14 protein-coding genes, 1 pseudogene and 2 riboswitches are annotated in these 17,113 nt (G+C 66.4%); of the genes and pseudogenes, 9 read left to right on the plus strand and 6 right to left on the minus strand.

From position 1 onward, the window contains the following. Positions 1 to 105: 105 nt before the first annotated feature. The gene (locus tag ACFFJ6_RS21105) at positions 106 to 924 is read right to left on the minus strand and encodes an EcsC family protein (RefSeq protein ID WP_378391518.1); all 819 of its coding nucleotides are present in this window, start codon (positions 922 to 924) and stop codon (positions 106 to 108) included. Positions 925 to 1,136: 212 nt separating this feature from the next. Here ACFFJ6_RS21105 and ACFFJ6_RS21110 point away from each other — a divergent pair, with 212 nt between their 5' ends. From ACFFJ6_RS21110 to ACFFJ6_RS21125, 4 genes are all read left to right on the plus strand, one after another. Beyond that, positions 1,137 to 1,943: an NAD-dependent protein deacetylase gene (locus ACFFJ6_RS21110; RefSeq protein ID WP_378391520.1), complete on the plus strand. Its 807-nt coding sequence runs from the start codon at positions 1,137 to 1,139 to the stop codon at positions 1,941 to 1,943. A gap of 139 nt (positions 1,944 to 2,082) precedes the next feature. Further along, positions 2,083 to 2,282: riboswitch (cobalamin riboswitch) on the plus strand. 42 nt (positions 2,283 to 2,324) lie between these two features. Beyond that, on the plus strand, positions 2,325 to 3,356 hold the full coding sequence (locus ACFFJ6_RS21115) for a FecCD family ABC transporter permease (protein ID WP_378391522.1): 1,032 nt from the start codon (positions 2,325 to 2,327) through the stop codon (positions 3,354 to 3,356). Further along, a complete protein-coding gene (locus tag ACFFJ6_RS21120; RefSeq protein WP_378391524.1) occupies positions 3,353 to 4,141 on the plus strand; it encodes an ABC transporter ATP-binding protein in 789 nt (262 codons plus the stop codon). The genes ACFFJ6_RS21115 and ACFFJ6_RS21120 overlap by 4 nt, the downstream gene beginning before the upstream one ends. Positions 4,142 to 4,158: 17 nt before the next feature. Next, a complete protein-coding gene (locus tag ACFFJ6_RS21125; protein WP_378391526.1) occupies positions 4,159 to 5,010 on the plus strand; it encodes an ABC transporter substrate-binding protein in 852 nt (283 codons plus the stop codon). A 36-nt stretch (positions 5,011 to 5,046) separates the two neighbouring features. Here the strand turns inward: ACFFJ6_RS21125 and ACFFJ6_RS21130 are convergent, their stop codons facing one another. Beyond that, on the minus strand, positions 5,047 to 5,376 hold the full coding sequence (locus ACFFJ6_RS21130) for a cysteine-rich small domain-containing protein (protein ID WP_378391528.1): 330 nt from the start codon (positions 5,374 to 5,376) through the stop codon (positions 5,047 to 5,049). Positions 5,377 to 5,561: 185 nt separating this feature from the next. Continuing rightward, positions 5,562 to 5,766: riboswitch (cobalamin riboswitch) on the minus strand. Between the two features lie 57 nt (positions 5,767 to 5,823). Beyond that, positions 5,824 to 6,411, minus strand: coding sequence for a tyrosine phosphatase family protein (locus ACFFJ6_RS21135; RefSeq protein ID WP_378391530.1), 588 nt, complete (start codon positions 6,409 to 6,411; stop codon positions 5,824 to 5,826). Positions 6,412 to 6,445: 34 nt separating this feature from the next. Between ACFFJ6_RS21135 and ACFFJ6_RS21140 the strand changes: the two are divergent. From ACFFJ6_RS21140 to ACFFJ6_RS21160, 5 genes and pseudogenes are all read left to right on the plus strand, one after another. Next, a pseudogene (locus tag ACFFJ6_RS21140) lies at positions 6,446 to 7,829 on the plus strand (cobyric acid synthase). A gap of 694 nt (positions 7,830 to 8,523) precedes the next feature. Next, entirely contained in the window at positions 8,524 to 9,543 is a 1,020-nt protein-coding gene (locus ACFFJ6_RS21145) for a TRAP transporter substrate-binding protein (RefSeq protein WP_378391532.1), read from the plus strand. 12 nt (positions 9,544 to 9,555) lie between these two features. Then, the gene (locus ACFFJ6_RS21150) at positions 9,556 to 11,436 is read left to right on the plus strand and encodes a TRAP transporter large permease (protein WP_378391534.1); all 1,881 of its coding nucleotides are present in this window, start codon (positions 9,556 to 9,558) and stop codon (positions 11,434 to 11,436) included. A gap of 48 nt (positions 11,437 to 11,484) precedes the next feature. Continuing rightward, on the plus strand, positions 11,485 to 13,134 hold the full coding sequence (locus ACFFJ6_RS21155) for an acyl-CoA synthetase (protein WP_378391536.1): 1,650 nt from the start codon (positions 11,485 to 11,487) through the stop codon (positions 13,132 to 13,134). 21 nt (positions 13,135 to 13,155) lie between these two features. Continuing rightward, the gene (locus tag ACFFJ6_RS21160; RefSeq protein ID WP_378391538.1) at positions 13,156 to 13,302 is read left to right on the plus strand and encodes a hypothetical protein; all 147 of its coding nucleotides are present in this window, start codon (positions 13,156 to 13,158) and stop codon (positions 13,300 to 13,302) included. A gap of 212 nt (positions 13,303 to 13,514) precedes the next feature. On the opposite strand, the gene ACFFJ6_RS21165 is transcribed toward ACFFJ6_RS21160, so the two are convergent. From ACFFJ6_RS21165 to ACFFJ6_RS21175, 3 genes are all read right to left on the minus strand, one after another. Beyond that, positions 13,515 to 15,419, minus strand: coding sequence for a putative bifunctional diguanylate cyclase/phosphodiesterase (locus ACFFJ6_RS21165; protein ID WP_378392245.1), 1,905 nt, complete (start codon positions 15,417 to 15,419; stop codon positions 13,515 to 13,517). Positions 15,420 to 15,498: 79 nt separating this feature from the next. Beyond that, complete coding sequence (locus tag ACFFJ6_RS21170; RefSeq protein WP_378391540.1) at positions 15,499 to 16,299, minus strand: MBL fold metallo-hydrolase; 801 nt, start codon at positions 16,297 to 16,299, stop codon at positions 15,499 to 15,501. Between the two features lie 22 nt (positions 16,300 to 16,321). Then, positions 16,322 to 17,110 (minus strand): TatD family hydrolase, encoded by a 789-nt coding sequence (locus tag ACFFJ6_RS21175; protein WP_378392247.1) that lies wholly within the window; start codon positions 17,108 to 17,110, stop codon positions 16,322 to 16,324. Between the last annotated feature and the right edge of the window lie 3 nt (positions 17,111 to 17,113).

Genomic DNA, 17,113 nt, shown 5'->3' on the forward strand with positions numbered 1-17,113 from the left:
GGGCGGTGGGCCGCCGGTGGCGCGTCCGAGCAACCCTAATGACCGAATCGCGGCTTGTGCGCTTTCCGCATTGCGACAAATTGCGCCATAAGATGTCGCCGGAAGTCAGCCTGACGAATGCTCTCCCGCAGCGATGCGGTCGTATTCAGCGCGGATTTCGTGCTTGCCGTAGATGCGCTCGAGCCTGCGGACGGTGAAATGCCCGCGCGCGATGTCCTGGAAATGATCGATGAACGCGTAGTTGACGGCAGCCCCGCCGATCGCGCCGGCGACCGGGAGAGCTTGCGCCGCGACTTTTTGCGAGACCACGATGCCGAACCGCGCAGCCACCTGGGTCACGAACTTCAGCAGGATCGGCGCTCCCTCATTCACCAGGCCTCGCTCGGCGATCAACCGAGCTGCTTCGGTCACCGTCTTGGCGAGGACGGCTCGGGTTGCAAAATACCCGCTCTCCGCGGCGTCCGTCGATCCCGCGCGTCCGCCCAGCGCGAACACCTCGACGCAGGCGAGGGCGGTTTCAGGATCGCTCGGGTCTTCGCCTTCGCTTCGTGCGATCTCCGCGATCGACCGCAGCATGATGACCGTGGAGATCGGAAGCTCGAGCGGAAGAGCCGCAAACCCGAACGTGCCGCCGATCGCCCCCGACATCGCCGCGAGACCGCGATGCAGGCGCTCGGACCCCGACGCGCGCGACGCCGGCAGGGTGCGAAGTGCAACCTTGAGGGCAGTTTCCAGACCTTTGGACGTGGCTGCCGAGATCGCCTTGGTGGCTGCAGCGGGAAGCGCGAAGCCGATCAGTTCGACGGGCTTGCCGGCCAGACTGGTCAGCCGGCCCGCGAGGCTGGGATGTTCGAGCAAGCCGACGGCGCGTCGAAGTGCGTCACGATCGTATGCGGGCAGTTCATTGACTTCTTCAAGGGACAATTCGATCGATCCTGCGGGTTCCTGGGAGAACGAAACCGGGCAGGCGCGGTTCCCGCATGGAGCGATGATCGCAGCATCAGCGCAGTTCTCAAGAGGGTCGCGGGTGGCTCACCGGTTGTGTCGGATCGGTCGCTCACACGCACTTCTCCTGCATGCCGCGACCGGCACGGCATGGTAGCAGCGCGGCCCCGGAGTGCCTATCTTCGTCGGCAATGGCAAACGATGATCTCAAGGCCTTCGTCGAGGGCCACCAGCGGCTGTTCGTCCTGACCGGCGCAGGCTGCAGTACGAACTCCGGCATACCCGATTATCGGGATGCCGACGGCAGCTGGAAACGGACCCCGCCCGTCCGGTTTCAGGCCTTCGTCGCCGAGGATGCCACCCGGCGCCGCTATTGGGCGCGCAGCATGATCGGCTGGCGGCGCTTCGGGCAAGCCAAGCCGAACGACGCCCATCACGCGCTGGCTCGGCTCGAGGCCAGAGGTCACAGCCGGATGCTGCTGACGCAGAATGTGGACCGCTTGCATCAGGCCGCGGGGAGCAGGGAGGTCGTCGACCTCCATGGACGGCTCGATCTGGTTCGCTGCATGGCCTGTTCGGCCACGCTCCGCCGTGCCGAATTTCAGCACGAACTCTCCCGTCTGAATGCGGCCTGGACCGACCTCGATGCCGCGGCCTTGCCGGATGGCGACGCCGAGCTCGATCATCAGGACTTCTCGTCCTTCGTGGTGCCAGGCTGTCCAAGCTGCGGTGGCATGATGAAGCCCGACGTCGTGTTCTTCGGCGAAGCCGTTCCAAAGGACAAGGTCGCCGGAGCGATGGAGAGTCTCGGCCAGGCCGACGCCATGCTGGTCGTCGGCTCATCCCTGATGGTCTATTCGGGATTCCGATTTGTGCAGGCGGCTGCAAAGCTCGGCATCCCGATCGCGGCGGTCAATCTGGGCCGGACTCGTGCGGATGAGCTCCTCGCCCTCAAGGTCGAAGATCGCTGCGAGGCCGCGCTGTCGTTCTTGCTGTAGCCCAAGCACGTGCGATCTGCGTGGTGATTGCGGAGTGCAGTCGCTGACGCACCAGGGCGGCGCGTCCTCGAGCCCATCCTCGACTTAAGGATGACTACGTAAGTGCGCGCCCTGAATTGTGCGGCGGGATCGCGCGTGCTTTACGAGCCAGTGGACCGGTGCCTCTCGCCAGAGAGGTGAAACGGGAATGCGGTGCGGGGCTGTTGCCCCAATGCCGCGGCTGCCCTCGCAACTGTGGGCGGATTGGAGCGTCCTCGATGCCACTGGCCTGCGGGCCGGGAAGGCGGTCGTCTCCGTAAATCCGCGAGCCAGGAGACCGGCCGGTCCTTGTGAAACTCGTTCGGCGATGGGCCGACAGAGGACCGACCATGAAGATCTCAAATGCGCCGCGTAGCGGCGTTGAACGTCGTGCGCGCTGATCGGGCGGTTCTGCCGATCCTGGCGTGCCTCGTCGTCGTGCTGTTTCTGCTGTCGCTCGGCGTCGGGCCGGTGCGGCTGTCGCTCGGCGCGGTGATCACCGCGCTGTTCGGCGGCGGCAGCGACGCCGAGCGCTCGATCGTCCAGGACATCCGCCTGCCGCGCGCGATCCTCGCACTGTCGATCGGTGCGATGCACGGGCTTGCCGGCGCCGCGCTGCAGGGCCTGCTGCGCAATCCGCTGGCGGCGCCGTCGCTGTTCGGTGCACCGCAGGCCGCGGCGTTCGGCGCCGTGCTGGTGATCTCGCTCGGCCTTGCCGACGCGCTGTCGTTCCTGCTGCCGCTGTCGGCGATCGGCATGGCGTTCGTCTCGGTGTTCATGTTGATAGCGGTGGCCGGGCGTAGCGCCAATCTGCTGCTGCTGATCCTCGCCGGGCTGGCGCTGTCGAGCCTCGCCGGCGCGGCGACCTCGCTGGCGCTCAATCTCGCATCCAATCCGTTCGCCGCGCTGGAGATCTCGTTCTGGCTGCTCGGCTCGCTCGAGGACCGCAGCTTCCAGCACGTCACGCTGGCACTGCCGTTCATGGCCTGCGGCGCGGCGCTGCTGCTGACGCGCGGCGAGGCGTTTCGTGTGCTCAGCCTCGGCGAGGAGGCCGCGCAGAGCCTCGGCGTCGACGTCGGCCGGCTGCGGCTGCAGGTGATCCTCGGCGTCGCGCTCGGTGTTGGCGCTGCCGTCGCCGTGTCCGGGACGATTGGCTTCATCGGTCTGGTGATCCCGCATCTGATGCGGCCGCTGGTCGGGCACGATCCGGGCCGGTTGCTGTTGCCGAGCGCATTCGGCGGCGCGGCGCTGCTGCTCGCCGCCGATATCGCGGTGCGCCTGATCCCGTCGAGCAGCGGCATCAAGGTCGGCGTGCTGACGGCGCTGATCGGCGTCCCGTTCTTTCTCTATCTGGTGGTGCGCGAGCGCCGCGCACTCAGCGGCAGCATGGCATGATCCAGGGTAATGACTTCGTCGCCGATGGGCTGCGGGTCAGTCTCGGCCGCCGTGTGCTGGTGCAGCCGATCTCGTTCGCCCTGCCGCGTGGCTGCCTGGCAGCCGTGGTGGGCCCCAGCGGCGCCGGCAAGACCACGCTGCTGCGCGCGCTTGCGGGACTCGTACCAAGCGAGGGCCGGGTGCTGCTCGGCGGCCAGGATGTCGCCCGCATGCCGGTGCGGCAGCGCGCGCGGCAGCTCGCTTATGTGCCGCAAGGTGAGGCGGTGCATTGGCCGCTGCCGGTGCGCGACGTGATCGCGCTGGGCCGTTATCCGCATGGCGGCGCCGATCCGCGCCGCCTGCAGGCGGGCGACTACGACGCGGTGAGCCGCGCGCTCGACGATGTCGATCTCGCGCCGCTACAGCATCGCCCGGTCACTGAGCTTTCCGGCGGCGAGCGGCGCCGCGTCGCCATCGCGCGGGCGCTGGCGACCGCCGCGCCAGTGCTGCTCGCCGACGAGCCGATCGCCTCGCTCGATCCTTACTTCCAGCTCTCGGTGATGGCGCTGCTGCAGCGCCAGGCTCGCGCCGGCGCGCTGGTCATCGTCGTCACCCATGACATCGGGCTGGCGGCGCGATTCGCCGATCAGGTCTTGATGCTCCTCGACGGCCGGCTTGCGGCGATGGGGCCGCCGAACGCCGTGCTGGCGCCGCCGAAACTCGCGGAAGTGTTTGCGATCGACGCCTATCGCGCCGATCACGAGGCACAGCCCGTGCTGGTGCCGTGGGCGATGCGGAGCGCGTGATGCGGAGGTGGTTGCTCATGGTGGTGATCAGTTGCGCCGGGCTGATCGCCGCGCCATCGGCCACGGCGGCCGCGCGGATCGCCTCGATCAATATGTGCACCGATCAGTTGCTGCTCGGGTTGGCCGATCCCGACCAAATCGTCGGGCTCGGGCCCTATGCGCGTGATCCGCATCTGTCGTGGCTGGCGAAGCAGGCCGAGCGCTATCCGCGGCTGTCGGGAGAGGCCGAAGACCTTCTGATACTTGCGCCCGACGTCATTCTGGCGGGACGCTACGGAAAGCGGGCGACACGCGACATCCTGCGCGCGAAGAACCTGCGGGTCGAGGAGTTCGACACGCCGCGCAGCATCGACGACGTCAAGGCGCAGATCGTGCGGGTCGGCAGGCTGGTGGGGCATCCTGAACGCGCCGATGCGATGATCGCCGAGCTCGATCGCGCGATCGGGCGCGCCAAGGCTGCGGCGGCAAGACATCCTGCGCGGGTGCTGGCGCTGTCGCGGCGCGGCTGGGTGACGGGCGGCGACAGCCTGCTGAGTTCGCTGCTGAAGACCGCGGGTCTGTCGAACGCTGCTACTGATCTCGGCTACGCCTATGGCGGTTTCGCATCGCTGGAGACGATTGTCGCGGCGCGGCCCGATCTGCTGTTGCTCGCCGAGGATCAGCCCGCGGCCGAGGACCAGGGCAAGGCGCTGTTGCTGCATCCGTCGATCCAGCGCGCTTATCCGCCAAGCCGCCGCATCGTCATTCCGGAGCCGCTGACGATCTGCGGCGGCGCGATGTTCGCGGTGGCGCTGGACCGGCTGGTCGCGGCGATCGAACGCATCGACCACGCGGGGACGCTGCCGGTGGGCGCGCGGGCCAGTGACTAGATGAGGATTTGCGCCTGCGAGCCATCGATCAGCTACTCATCGCTCGGACGTAGCGTCCTTGATCCGTTTGGGATCCTGCGCGCAGCCGTCCCAGATGCGCGGCTTTTCGAGCCAGCGCTGGATGAATTTCCAGGAGCGGCGATAGCCGTTATGCGGCAGCGTGCAGGCGCTGCAATCCTTCCGCAGCAGGCCGTTGCGATCGGTGAAGACCTGATAGGGCCCCGGGCACTCGTAGGCGATCAGGGGGCAGTAGCAGAACAGGCAGTTGAACTCGCGCTCGACGCCCGGATGACACGGCAGGAACGGGCAGGCCGCGTTGGTGAAGCCCTTGAAGGCTTCGTTGGTCGTGGTGTCTTTCGGTTCCATGGTGGCTCGATGACAGACGCCATCCGAGCTGGGCGCAGACGCAGCTGCGCGTGCGGACGGCGATCGACGCCGTGGTGCGGCGTCAGCACATATCTGGGGGGAGGCGGCGCATTCCGCGCCCGGCTGATGCCGATCAGTTCGCCGTTGTCATCGCGAGCTCCTGCTATCGACCCACCGTCGATCCGGGTTGAACAACGCCTGCGGCCGGTCTCCTGGCTCGCGGATGTGGTCCGGATCGCCTTCCCGAGTCGCATCGCGACGCAGTGGCATGCTGGTCCGGACAGATCCGCTTACAGTTGCGGGGGCAGCTGCGGCATGGGCGATCTCTCGCCGCACCGCATTCCCAGTTTCACCTCTCGCACGAGAGGCACCGTAGGCAGCACAAAGCACAGCACGCCGCGCGGCGACGTGCAAGACCAAAGCGAATGCTCTCGTTTGTTGGTCGAACTAAGCCGAGCGGCCGAGCGGCAGTTCGAACGGCGGCACCTCGCCGTCGACCTCGCGGCCGCGACCAATGCCGGCGATGGCGTCGACCATTCGGCCGTTGCGTGCCAGCACATCGTCCGCCAGCGCGACCATCAGCTTGTTCGGCGTTGCGGTTGGGGAGGCGCGGCGCAGCGCATCGGCGATGATCACTTCGTCGCCCGGTGCGCGTTCGCACGCCATCACATAGGCGGCGGCCGGCGACCGGCTGACGCCCATCCAGCAATGCACCAGCACGTCTTCGTCCGTACTGCAGCCGCGCGCGAACTCGATGATCCGGCGCACGATCGCATCGTCCGGCGCGACGTGAACCGAACCGGCGACATCGACGTCGTTGAACGCAAGGATCAGGCGGTCGGCCGGCAACCAGCTTTCATCGAACACCACGCGCTGCCACGGCGCCATCAGGGACAGCGATCGCGCCGGGCGGCGCTCGGCGACAAGGCGAGGGGCGTGATCGAGCGCGCTGACGATGATCATGCCGCGTCCTATCCGGCAGCGCGCCACAACCGTCAAGCCGGCCGCGATCACCTCTTCGTCGTGCTCACCCACGACGTCATCCGATCTCTTCCAACCGAGTGCCGCCATGACCGTCGACGTCGATGACCTGATTTCCCGTATCCGCTTTTCCGCCCGGCCGGACACCGGCCCACGGTGCGCCCGCGCGCTGATGATCCAGGGCACCAGTTCGGACGTCGGCAAGAGCATGGTGGTGGCGGGCCTGTGCCGGGCCTATGCGCGGCGCGGCCTCGCGGTGCGTCCGTTCAAGGCGCAAAACATGAGTAACAACGCCGCCGTCGCGGCAGATTCCGATCTGCCTTCGAGGCCGGACGGCAAAGCGCCGCGCGGCGAGATCGGCCGCGCGCAGGCGCTGCAAGCGCGGGCCTGCGGCGTGCCGCCGTCGATCCACATGAACCCGGTGCTGCTGAAGCCGCAGAGCGAGATCGGCGCGCAGGTGGTGCTGCGGGGGCGGGTGCTCGGCAATTGTCCGGCGCGGGTCTATCACCATATGCGGCAGCGGCTGATCCCGGCGGTGCTCGACAGTTTCGAACGCGTCGCCGCGGATTCGGATCTGGTGCTGGTGGAGGGCGCCGGCAGTGGCGCCGAGGTGTATCTGCGCGCGTCCGACATCACCAATATGCGGTTCGCCGAGGCCGCCGATCTGCCCGTCGTCTTCCTGTCCGATATCGACCGCGGCGGCACCATGGCGGCGCTGGTCGGCAGCTACGTGTTACTAAGCGAAGCGGATCGCGCGCGCGTGGTTGGTTATCTGATCAACAAATTCCGTGGCGACTTCTCGCTATTCGAGCCGGGCTGCCGCACCATCACCGAGCAGACTGGCTGGCCGTTTCTCGGCGTGCTGCGCTGGTTTCCCGGCGCCGACCGGCTGCCCGCCGAAGATTCGCTGGCGCTTGAGCGCGCCGCCGCGGCCAGCCGCGGCCGGCTGGGACGTCGACATCCACGCCCACGTCCGGCGCGGCGGCCGCGTGGTCGGGCTGTGTGCCGGCTTCCAAATGCTCGGCCGTGTCGTCCGCGATCCGCTCGGCCTCGAAGGTCCGCCCGGCGAGACGGCCGGGCTCGGCCTGCTGGAGATCGAGACCGAGATCTCTGGCGACAAGCGCCTGGTCGAGATCGACGCCCGCGACCGCCTCAGCGGCTGCCGGGTCACCGGCTACGAAATGCACATGGGCCGGACCACCGGCGCCGGCCTGGCGCGGCCGTGGCTGACGCTCGACGACCGCGCCGGGCTTCGGCCCGAAGGCGCGGTGTCGGCTGACGGCCGGGTCGTCGGCGGCTATCTGCACGGCATCTTCGGCGGCGACGATTTCCGGTCGGCCTGGCTGGGGCAGGTCGGCGCCGCGACCTCGGGTCTCGATTTCGAGCGCCGCGTCGAGGATGCGCTCGAGACCTTGGCCGACCATTGCGAGAGCAACCTGGATCTCGACGCACTGTTGGCGCTGGCGCGATGACGAACGACGCCGTCGCGATCGTCCGACCATCGCGGCGGCGCGGCCATCAGGCCGTGTGGCTGTCGGGCTCGAGACAGTTGCAGCTCGGTGTCCGGCCTAGTTGGTGTCCAGCCTGGAGAGTGGTCGAGACCGAGGAGGCCGTGCGCTTGGCGATGCCGAGGCCTCGTTCGAATGCCCCACAGCCATATCCGTAATTCGCATAAGGTATATTATGGAATATATAGATTTATAAGAAAATGCCATAAACTTGCGCGGGCTTTCGAATGTTCGCCGCGCGCGGTGCCGTGACGGCACGCCGGCAGCAAGCAGCTTTCGTCGTCCGTCCGCGTGTTGCTGTCGGATTGATCTCAGCTTCGGTTTGCGATGCCGCTCCGTGCCAATGTCGTAGCCGTCTCGGCCTGATGATGACGTGGAGCGTTTCCGTCGGTCATCTCATCCAGCCCGAGCCACGCTCGCGAAGCCTCGCGATTCTCTCAAGCCGGTCGTTCGCCGTTCACGCTGGGCCCGCTCACGCAGTCCTGCGGCCGGCGCTCCGGGCTTCCGGCGCGATCCGCGACACCGTCTGGACAAGTCCCATGGCCGCGGTCCGCCGGACGGAAATCGCTTGACCGGCTGGGCCGAAATGATGACCAAAGGCGCGTCGACTTTTCGGATCGGGTCGCAGAAAACAAGAAGCGTTATTGGAGGAAGCCAGATGAGCATTTCGCGCAGGACGATGTTGAAGGCGTCGGCGGCTGCGGCCGTCGTCGGCGGCGTTGGGGCGCCGTGGGTGGCGCGCGCGGCGGAGGCCGAGTTCGTCTATAAGTACGCCAACAACCTGCCCGACACCCATCCGCTCAACGTCCGCGCCCGCGAAATGTCGGCGGCGATCAAGACCGAGACCAACGGCCGGGTCGATCTGCAGGTTTTTCCGAACAATCAGCTCGGCTCCGACACCGACATGCTAAGCCAGATCCGCTCCGGCGGCGTCGAGTTCTTCACGCTGTCCGGCCTGATCCTGTCGACGCTGGTGCCGGCGGCCTCGATCAACGGCATCGGCTTCGCGTTTCCGGACTACGACACGGTGTGGAAGGCGATGGACGGCGAGCTCGGCGGCTATGTCCGCGGCGAGATCGGCAAGGCCGGCCTCGTGGTGATGGACAAGATCTGGGACAACGGCTTCCGCCAGACCACGACCTCGACCCGGCCGATCACCGGCCCGGACGACTTCAAGGGCCTCAAGATCCGCGTGCCGGTGTCGCCGCTGTGGACCTCGATGTTCAAGGCGTTCGACGCCGCGCCCGCCTCGATCAATTTCAGCGAAGTGTATTCGGCGCTGCAGACCAAGGTGGTCGAAGGCCAGGAAAATCCGCTGGCGATCATCTCCACCGCAAAGCTCTATGAAGTGCAGAAATTCTGCTCGCTGACCAACCACATGTGGGACGGCTTCTGGTTCCTGGCGAACCGCCGCGCCTGGGAGCGGCTGCCGGCTGATCTGCGCGAGATCGTCGCCAAGAACATCAACGCCGCCGGCGTCAATCAGCGCGCCGACGTCGCCAAGCTCAATGCCGGCCTCAAGGACGAACTCGCCACCAAGGGCCTGACCTTCAACCAGCCGACCATCGGGCCGTTCCGCGACAAGCTGCGCGCCGCCGGCTTCTACGCCGAGTGGAAAGGCAAATACGGCGATCAGGCCTGGTCGCTGCTGGAAAAGTCCGTCGGCAAGCTGGCCTGACCGGCGGCGGCGATGGCGCACGCCGGGGCCGACGCATTGGCCGTGGACTCGCTGCATCCGCCGGCGCGCAGATCGCTGGTCGGCGCGCTGGAGCGGGCGTTCGGCCTGATGGTGGAGATCCCCGCGGCCATGCTGGTGGTCGCGGAGGTCGTCGTGCTGTTCGCCGGCGTGGTGTCGCGCTACGTGTTTCACAGCCCGCTGATCTGGTCGGACGAACTCGCCTCGATCCTGTTTCTGTGGCTGGCGATGTTCGGCGCGGCGGTCGCATTCCGGCGCGGCGAGCATATGCGGATGACCGCGCTGGTGGCCAAGGCTTCGCCGCGGCGCCGCGCGTTTCTCGATCTGGTGGCGATCTGCGCCGCGCTGGCGTTCCTGCTGCTGATCGCGGCGCCGGCCACTGAGTACGCTTACGAAGAGAGCTACATCACGACGCCGGCGCTGTCGCTGGCCAACAGCTGGCGTGCCGCGGCGCTGCCGGTCGGCACCGCGCTGATGGCGGCGTTCGCGCTGCTGCGACTGATCCGGTTCGGCGACTGGCGGCTGGTGGGTACAGCCGCCCTCACCGTCGCGGTGCTGATCGGCGCGTTCTGCTTGGCGCAGCCTCTGCTCAAGCCGCTCGGCAACATCAACCTCCTGATCTTCTTTGTCGGCGTCGCCGGCTGTTGCGTGTTCGCCGGCGTGCCGATCGCGTTCGGATTCGGCCTGTCGATCTACGGCTATCTGGCGCTGACGACGCGGACGCCGCTGATGGTGCTGGTCGGCCGGATGGACGAGGGCATGAGCCATCTGATCCTGCTGTCGGTGCCGCTGTTCGTGTTTCTCGGTCTGTTGATCGAGATGACCGGTATGGCGCGCGCGATGGTGGCGTTTCTCGCCAGCCTGCTCGGCCATGTTCGCGGCGGCCTGCATTACGTGCTGGTCGGCGCAATGTATCTGGTGTCGGGCATTTCCGGCTCCAAGGCCGCCGACATGGCCGCCGTCGCGCCGGTGCTGTTTCCGGAGATGAAGGAGCGCGGCGCCAAGCCGGGCGATCTCGTCGCCCTGCTCTCGGCCACCGGGGCGCAGACTGAAACCATTCCGCCGAGCCTGGTGCTGATCACCATCGGCTCGGTCACCGGCGTGTCGATCTCGGCGCTGTTCACCGGCGGCCTGCTGCCGGGCGTGGTGCTGGCGATCACGCTGTCGGCGCTGGTGTGGTGGCGTTATCGCGACGAAGACCTCAGCCACATCAAGCGCGCCAGCGGCGCCCAGATCGGCAAACTGCTGGTCATCGCCCTGCCCGCATTGGCTCTGCCATTCGTGATCCGCGCCGCCGTGGTCGAAGGCGTCGCGACGGCGACTGAAGTCTCGACCATCGGCATCGTCTATGCGGTGCTGGCCGGCCTGCTGATCTACCGAAAGTTCGACTGGAAGCGGCTGCTGCCGATGCTGATCGAGACCGCGGCGCTGTCCGGCGCGATCCTGCTGATCATCGGGACCGCGACCGGCATGGCGTGGGGCCTGACGCAGTCCGGATTTTCCCGGTCGCTGGCGGCGGCAATGACCGGGCTGCCCGGCGGCGCCGGCACCTTCCTGGCGGTGTCGATCGTCGCCTTCGTGATCCTCGGCAGCGTGCTCGAAGGTATTCCGGCGATCGTGCTGTTCGGTCCGCTGCTGTTTCCGATCGCGCGTGCCATCGGTGTCCATGAAGTGCACTATGCGATGGTGGTGATCCTGGCGATGGGCATCGGATTGTTCGCACCGCCGTTCGGCGTCGGCTATTATGCGGCCTGTGCGATCGGCCGGGTCGATCCGGCCGAGGGCGTGCGCCCGATCTGGGGCTACCTGCTGGCGCTGATGGTCGGCCTGATCATCGTCGCGGCGGTGCCGTGGATTTCGATCGGATTTTTGTAGGTGCCGCGGGCTCGGACGGAGCGGCGCCACGTCAAGTGAGAGGCAGTCATGAGCGCTCCGCAAGGTCATTACAGCATCGGGCTGGACAAGACTCCGGCCAACTACGTGCCGCTGTCGCCGCTGAGCTTCCTGGAGCGCTCGGCCAACGTCTTTCCCGACCTCACCAGCGTGGTCTATGAGGGCCGGCACTACACCTGGAAGGAAACCCGCGCCCGCTGCCGGCGCTTCGCGTCCTGGCTGGTGCGCAGCGGCATCGGCCGCGGCGACACCGTGGCGGTGATGCTGCCCAATGTGCCAGCGATGGTCGAGGCGCATTTCGCGGTGCCGATGGCCGGCGCGGTGTTGAATGCGCTGAACATCCGGCTCGACGCACCGGCGATCGCATTCCAGCTCGAGCATGGCGGCGCCAAGATCATCCTGGTCGATCCGGAATTCTCCGCCGTAATCGCCGACGCGCTGAAGCTGATGAAATCGCCGAAGCCGCTGGTGATCGACGTCGACGACAAGATGTTTCCCGGCAGCCACCGCATCGGCGAGCTCGAATACGAATACGCGGTCGCCTCCGGCGATCCGTTGTTCACCGGCGAGCGGCCGCAGGACGAGTGGGACGCCATCGCGCTCGGCTACACCTCGGGCACCACCGGCAATCCGAAGGGCGTGGTGACGCATCATCGCGGCGCGTATCTGAACGCCGTCAGCAACATCCTCGCCGGCAATCTCGGCACGCACCCGGTGTATCTGTGGACGTTGCCGATGTTTCACTGCAACGGCTGGTGCTTCCCGTGGACGCTGGCGGCAGCGGCTGGTGTCAACGTCTGCCTACGCAAGGTCGACCCGGCCAAGATCTTCGAGCTGATCCCCAAGCACGGCGTCACTCACATGTGCGGCGCGCCGATCGTCTACAACGCGCTGATCAACGCGCCGGACGCGCCGAAGGGCGCAGCCGCCAAGCCGGTCGTCGGCCTGATCGCCGGTGCCGCGCCGCCGATGGCGGTGCTGGCCGGCGCCGAGACCATCGGCATCAAACTGACCCACGTCTACGGCCTCACGGAAGTCTACGGCCCCGCTTCGGTCTGCGCCGAGCAGCCCGGTTGGGACGATTTGCCGGTCGCCGAGCGCGCCAAGCTGAAGCGCCGGCAGGGCGTACCCTACCCGCTGCAGGAAGCCGTCACCGTGCTCGATCCGGAGACGATGCAGGAAGTCCCCCGCGACGGTGAAACCATCGGCGAGGTGATGTTCCGCGGCAACATCGTGATGAAGGGCTACCTCAAGAACGAGAAGGCCACCCGGGAAGCGCTCGAAGGCGGCTGGTTTCACACCGGCGATCTCGGCGTGCTCGATGCCGAGGGCTACGTCATCATCAAGGACCGCTCCAAGGACATCATCATCTCGGGCGGCGAGAACGTCTCCTCTGTCGAAGTCGAGGACGTGCTGTACAAACACCCGGCGATCCTGTTCGCCGCCGTCGTCGCCAAGCCCGATCCGAAATGGGGCGAAGTGCCCTGCGCCTTCGTCGAACTGAAGGACGGCGCCAGCGCCACCGAAGCCGAGATCATCGCCTATTGCCGCGAGCATCTCCCCGGCTTCAAGACGCCGAAGAGCATCGTGTTCTCCGCAATCCCCAAGACCTCGACCGGCAAGATCCAGAAATTCATGCTGCGCGATCAGGTGAAGTCGGCGAAAGCGATCAGCGAGTAGTTAGCGCCTTTAGACCCGCCTTTGTCACTGCAGGACTTCGCGCTGTTCTATCTGCGCGGCATCGCACCGCGCGAAGTGAAGAGCTCGGACATCTATTGGGGTGCCTTGCCCTGGGTCGCGATGCAGCTGATCCTGGTGCTGATCGTGATCATGTGGCCGCATCGGTGACCTATTGGATCGACCAGACCAAGGTCGACACCACCAACGTGAAGATCGACGTGCAGATGCCCGACCTGCCACCGCTTTCGTTCGAACCGTCGAAGTAGCAAGGCGTCCGATCATCCCGAGCGACGCGCAACCTCACACGTCATTCCGGGACGCGCGAAGTGCGAAGCCGGAACGGCGAGGCCAAATGAGTGATGGCCGATCGACTGGGCGGCTCAGGCGCGCCTGCTCTGCCTATTCAGCTTGAAGCGGCTGTCCTTATCGACCTGCTCCATCTGATGACGCAACATGCGGAGCTGGGCGATCCCGGAGGCACGCGCCAATTCGTCGGCCGGGACCGGCCGGGAGAAGTAATAGCCTTGGAAAGCCGAGCAGCCGCGCGCCAGGAGATGCCGGACCTCTTCCTCGCGCTCCGCACCTTCGGCCAGCACATTGATGCCGAGCCCGCGCGACAGCGCGATCAGCGCGTCGCAGATCGCCTGGCTTTCACCCGAAGCATCGACGTGGCTGACGAATTCGCGGTCGATCTTGAGCTTGTTGAACGGTAGCTTACGCAGATAGCTCATGCTGGCATAGCCGGTGCCGAAATCGTCGAGCGCAATACCGACACCGAGATCGCGCAGCGCGGTGAACACGCGCCTTGTATGTGCGTGATCGGCCATCGCGGCCGTCTCGGTCAGTTCGATCTCGATCCGGTCGGGACTGATGCCGGCCGCGTCGATCGCGTCGCGAACATGCGGGACGAGATCCTTGTCGAGAAACTGGCGCGCCGACAGATTCACGGCGAGGCGAATGCCGCCGAGTTCTGAACTCGACCAGTCGCGAATCTGCATGCAGGCGCGCGACAGCACCCAGAGGCCGATCGGCTGAATCAGATCGGTCGCTTCAGCCAGCGGAATGAACTCCGCCGGCGAAACCATGCCGCGCTCCGGATGGTGCCAGCGCAGCAGCGCCTCGGCCCCGATCACGCGCTGATCGGCGACATCGACGATCGGTTGGTAGTGCAGATCGAGCTGACCGTCCGGCAGTGCCCGGCGCAGATCGTGCTCGAGTTCAAAGCGCGACTGAGCCGCGCGCGTCGCCGCGGCCGAATGAAGGACGAGCGGTGCGGCTGGCCCGCTCTGCGTCGCAGCGGCGGCCGCAGCGTCGAGCAACTGTTCGGCACTCCGGCCGTCCGCCGGATAAAACGCCAGGCCGGCTTGCAGCGTCGGTTCCAACACGATGGAGCCGAGTGCGATTTCTCCCGCGGACGACTGAATGACGTTGCGGATTCGAAACGCGAGCGCAGCCTGCGCGTCGGGCATCTCGCTGGCGGTGCCTAGAATCGCCAGTTCGGCACGGCCGGCTCGCGCCAGCATCTTGCCCTCGGCGACGAACGAACCAAGGCGTCGCGCCAGAATGGCGATGGCGCGTTCAGCAACGCCGTTGCCGTAAGCGGCCTTGATGCGCGCGTAGTCGGAGAGTCGGACGACCACCAACGCCACGGCGGCGCCCTGCTCGATGTTCTGGTTCACCGACGCCAGCAACTGCTTGCGGTTGGGCAACCCGGTCGCTTCATCGACATGCTCGAGCCGATCCAGGGTTGTTTCGAGATGATCGATTGTCTCCGCGGCACTGGCCATCAGACGGCCCGCCTCGTCGGTGTAGTGGCGCGGCAGCTCGCCCGGATGGCGATCGCGGCGAAAGCCCTCGAGCACGTTCGCAGTCAGGAGCACTGGACTTAACAACTTGTTCAGCACAAACAGCGTGAGCCCGGTTCCGGTGAGGGTCGCCAGCAGCGTCACCACCAACGTCCCTAAAAACGTCCCCCAATGGCTCGCATTCAAGGCGGCGATGTAGAGGACGAGTGCCAGCAGCGGCACGTGGATGCCAACGAAAGCCACCAACATGATCTTGAATCGGTAGCTCAGCGCTCCGATCCGCGACATTCTGTCATAAAGCCAAAGGTCCGGCACATCCTTCTCCGTGCACATCCGCATTTGGCGAACTATGCGCAGAGAAACTGTTATCAAACAGCGAACGACCGTCTCTCGGCTGACACTTGTGCGGACTTGACACGTATCACGTTGCGCGAAGAGCGGAGTGGCGTCTCGCAAGAGGTGAGTTAGCCTCAAAGCCATGCAATGCACAGGTGGCTTGTCGTGCGTAGTTCCGTCACCGGAACCCGTACTTGACTACGCCGCCTTTGCGGACGTGCAATCAGCCCGCGATCTCCAGCCGCATCCCGTCGAACCCCGGCACGACGCCGTCCGGTAATTCCTTCCGAAGCGTGTCATAGTCGATGTCGGCGTGCATGTTCGTGATCACCGCGCGCGTCGGCTTGAAGCGGGCGATCCATTTCAACGCTGTCTCGATGTTGAAGTGGCTGCCGTGGTGCTTGTAGCGCAGGCCGTCGATGATCCAGAGATCGAGGCCTTCGAGATGCGGAAAGCTTTCGGCCGGAATGTCGTGAACGTCCGGTGTGTAGGCGGCGCCACCGATGCGGTAGCCGAGCGCCGGGATATCGCCATGCTGCACCAGGAACGCCGACAGCGATAACGCGCCACCCGCTCCCTCGATACTGCGGCCCTCGCCGGCCTCGATCGGATGCGCATCGAGGATCGGCGGATAGGAGCTGCCAGGGGGCGTCTCGAAGCAATAGGCGAAGCGCAGCAGCACGTGATCGGCGGTCGACTTGTTCAGATACACCGGGATCCGACGCCGCATCGCCATCACCACCGAGCGCAGATCGTCGATGCCATGGGTCTGGTCGGCGTGCTCGTGGGTGAGGAACACAGCGTCGAGATGATCGACGTCGGCATCGATCAGTTGCTCGCGCAGATCCGGCGAAGTGTCGATCAGCACACGGGTGATGCCGTCCGGCGTGACGCGCTCGGCAAGCAGCGAGCAGCGGCGGCGCCGGTTCTTGGGATTGGACGGATCGGCGGCACCCCAGCCGAGCGCCGGGCGCGGCACGCCCGCCGACGAACCCGAGCCGAGGATAGTAAGCGTCAGCGTCATGCGGCCTCCGTCGCGGGGTGGATCAGGCCGCGGCGGACGCCGGGACCTTGCCGAACAGGCGGAAGAAGTTCTCGGTCGTCTGCCGTGCGATCTCGTCCAGCGTCACACCGCGCGTTTCGGCGAGCACCTTGGCGGTTTCGACGACGTAAGACGGCTCGTTGCGCTTCCCGCGATATTTGCCGGGGGCGAGATACGGCGAGTCGGTCTCGACCATGATGCGGTCGGCCGGCAGCTCGGCAGCGAGATCGCGCAGCGCCTGAGACTTCTTGAACGTCAAGATGCCGGTGAACGAGATCAGCAGACCGAGATCGATGGCTTTCATGGCGAGCTCGCGGCCTCCGGTGTAGCAATGCAGCACCGCGCGAAAAGCTCCCTTGGCCATCTCGTCTTCGAGGATGCGGCCGCAGTCTTCATCCGCCTCGCGGGTGTGGATCACCAGCGGCAGCCCGGTTTCACGCGCGGCGGCGATGTGGGCGCGAAAACCCCGCTCCTGCGCGTCGCGCGAGCCGTGCTCGTAGAAGTAATCGAGCCCGGCCTCGCCGAACGCGACCACTTTCGGATGCTGCGCCAGATTCACCAGCTCATCGGCGCTGATGCCGTCTTCCTCGTCGGCCTGGTGCGGATGGGTGCCCACGGAGCAGTACACGTTGGGAAATCGCTCGGCGATCGCCAGCAGGTCGGGGAGCCGCTTCACGCGCGTCGAGATCGTTACCATCCGCCCCACCCCGCTCGCCTCGGCGCGGGCGACGATGCCGGCGAGATCGTCGGCAAAGTCGGGGAAGTCGAGATGACAGTGGCTGTCGACCAGCATCGG

Source organism: Rhodopseudomonas telluris (assembly GCF_042432815.1).
GTDB classification, from domain to species: Bacteria; Pseudomonadota; Alphaproteobacteria; order Rhizobiales; family Xanthobacteraceae; genus Rhodopseudomonas; species Rhodopseudomonas telluris.

Bases quoted from the DNA above. Each gene is read 5' to 3' on its own strand.
- ACFFJ6_RS21165 (WP_378392245.1), bottom strand. From the start codon at position 15,419: ATGGCTTTGAGGCTAACTCACCTCTTGCGAGACGCCACTCCGCTCTTC.
- ACFFJ6_RS21125 (WP_378391526.1), top strand. From the start codon at position 4,159: ATGGTGGTGATCAGTTGCGCCGGGCTGATCGCCGCGCCATCGGCCACG.
- ACFFJ6_RS21145 (WP_378391532.1), top strand. From the start codon at position 8,524: ATGAGCATTTCGCGCAGGACGATGTTGAAGGCGTCGGCGGCTGCGGCC.
- ACFFJ6_RS21170 (WP_378391540.1), bottom strand. From the start codon at position 16,299: ATGACGCTGACGCTTACTATCCTCGGCTCGGGTTCGTCGGCGGGCGTG.
- ACFFJ6_RS21115 (WP_378391522.1), top strand. From the start codon at position 2,325: ATGCGCCGCGTAGCGGCGTTGAACGTCGTGCGCGCTGATCGGGCGGTT.
- ACFFJ6_RS21150 (WP_378391534.1), top strand. From the start codon at position 9,556: ATGGCGCACGCCGGGGCCGACGCATTGGCCGTGGACTCGCTGCATCCG.
- ACFFJ6_RS21120 (WP_378391524.1), top strand. From the start codon at position 3,353: ATGATCCAGGGTAATGACTTCGTCGCCGATGGGCTGCGGGTCAGTCTC.
- ACFFJ6_RS21155 (WP_378391536.1), top strand. From the start codon at position 11,485: ATGAGCGCTCCGCAAGGTCATTACAGCATCGGGCTGGACAAGACTCCG.
- ACFFJ6_RS21110 (WP_378391520.1), top strand. From the start codon at position 1,137: ATGGCAAACGATGATCTCAAGGCCTTCGTCGAGGGCCACCAGCGGCTG.
- ACFFJ6_RS21130 (WP_378391528.1), bottom strand. From the start codon at position 5,376: ATGGAACCGAAAGACACCACGACCAACGAAGCCTTCAAGGGCTTCACC.
- ACFFJ6_RS21175 (WP_378392247.1), bottom strand. From the start codon at position 17,110: ATGCTGGTCGACAGCCACTGTCATCTCGACTTCCCCGACTTTGCCGAC.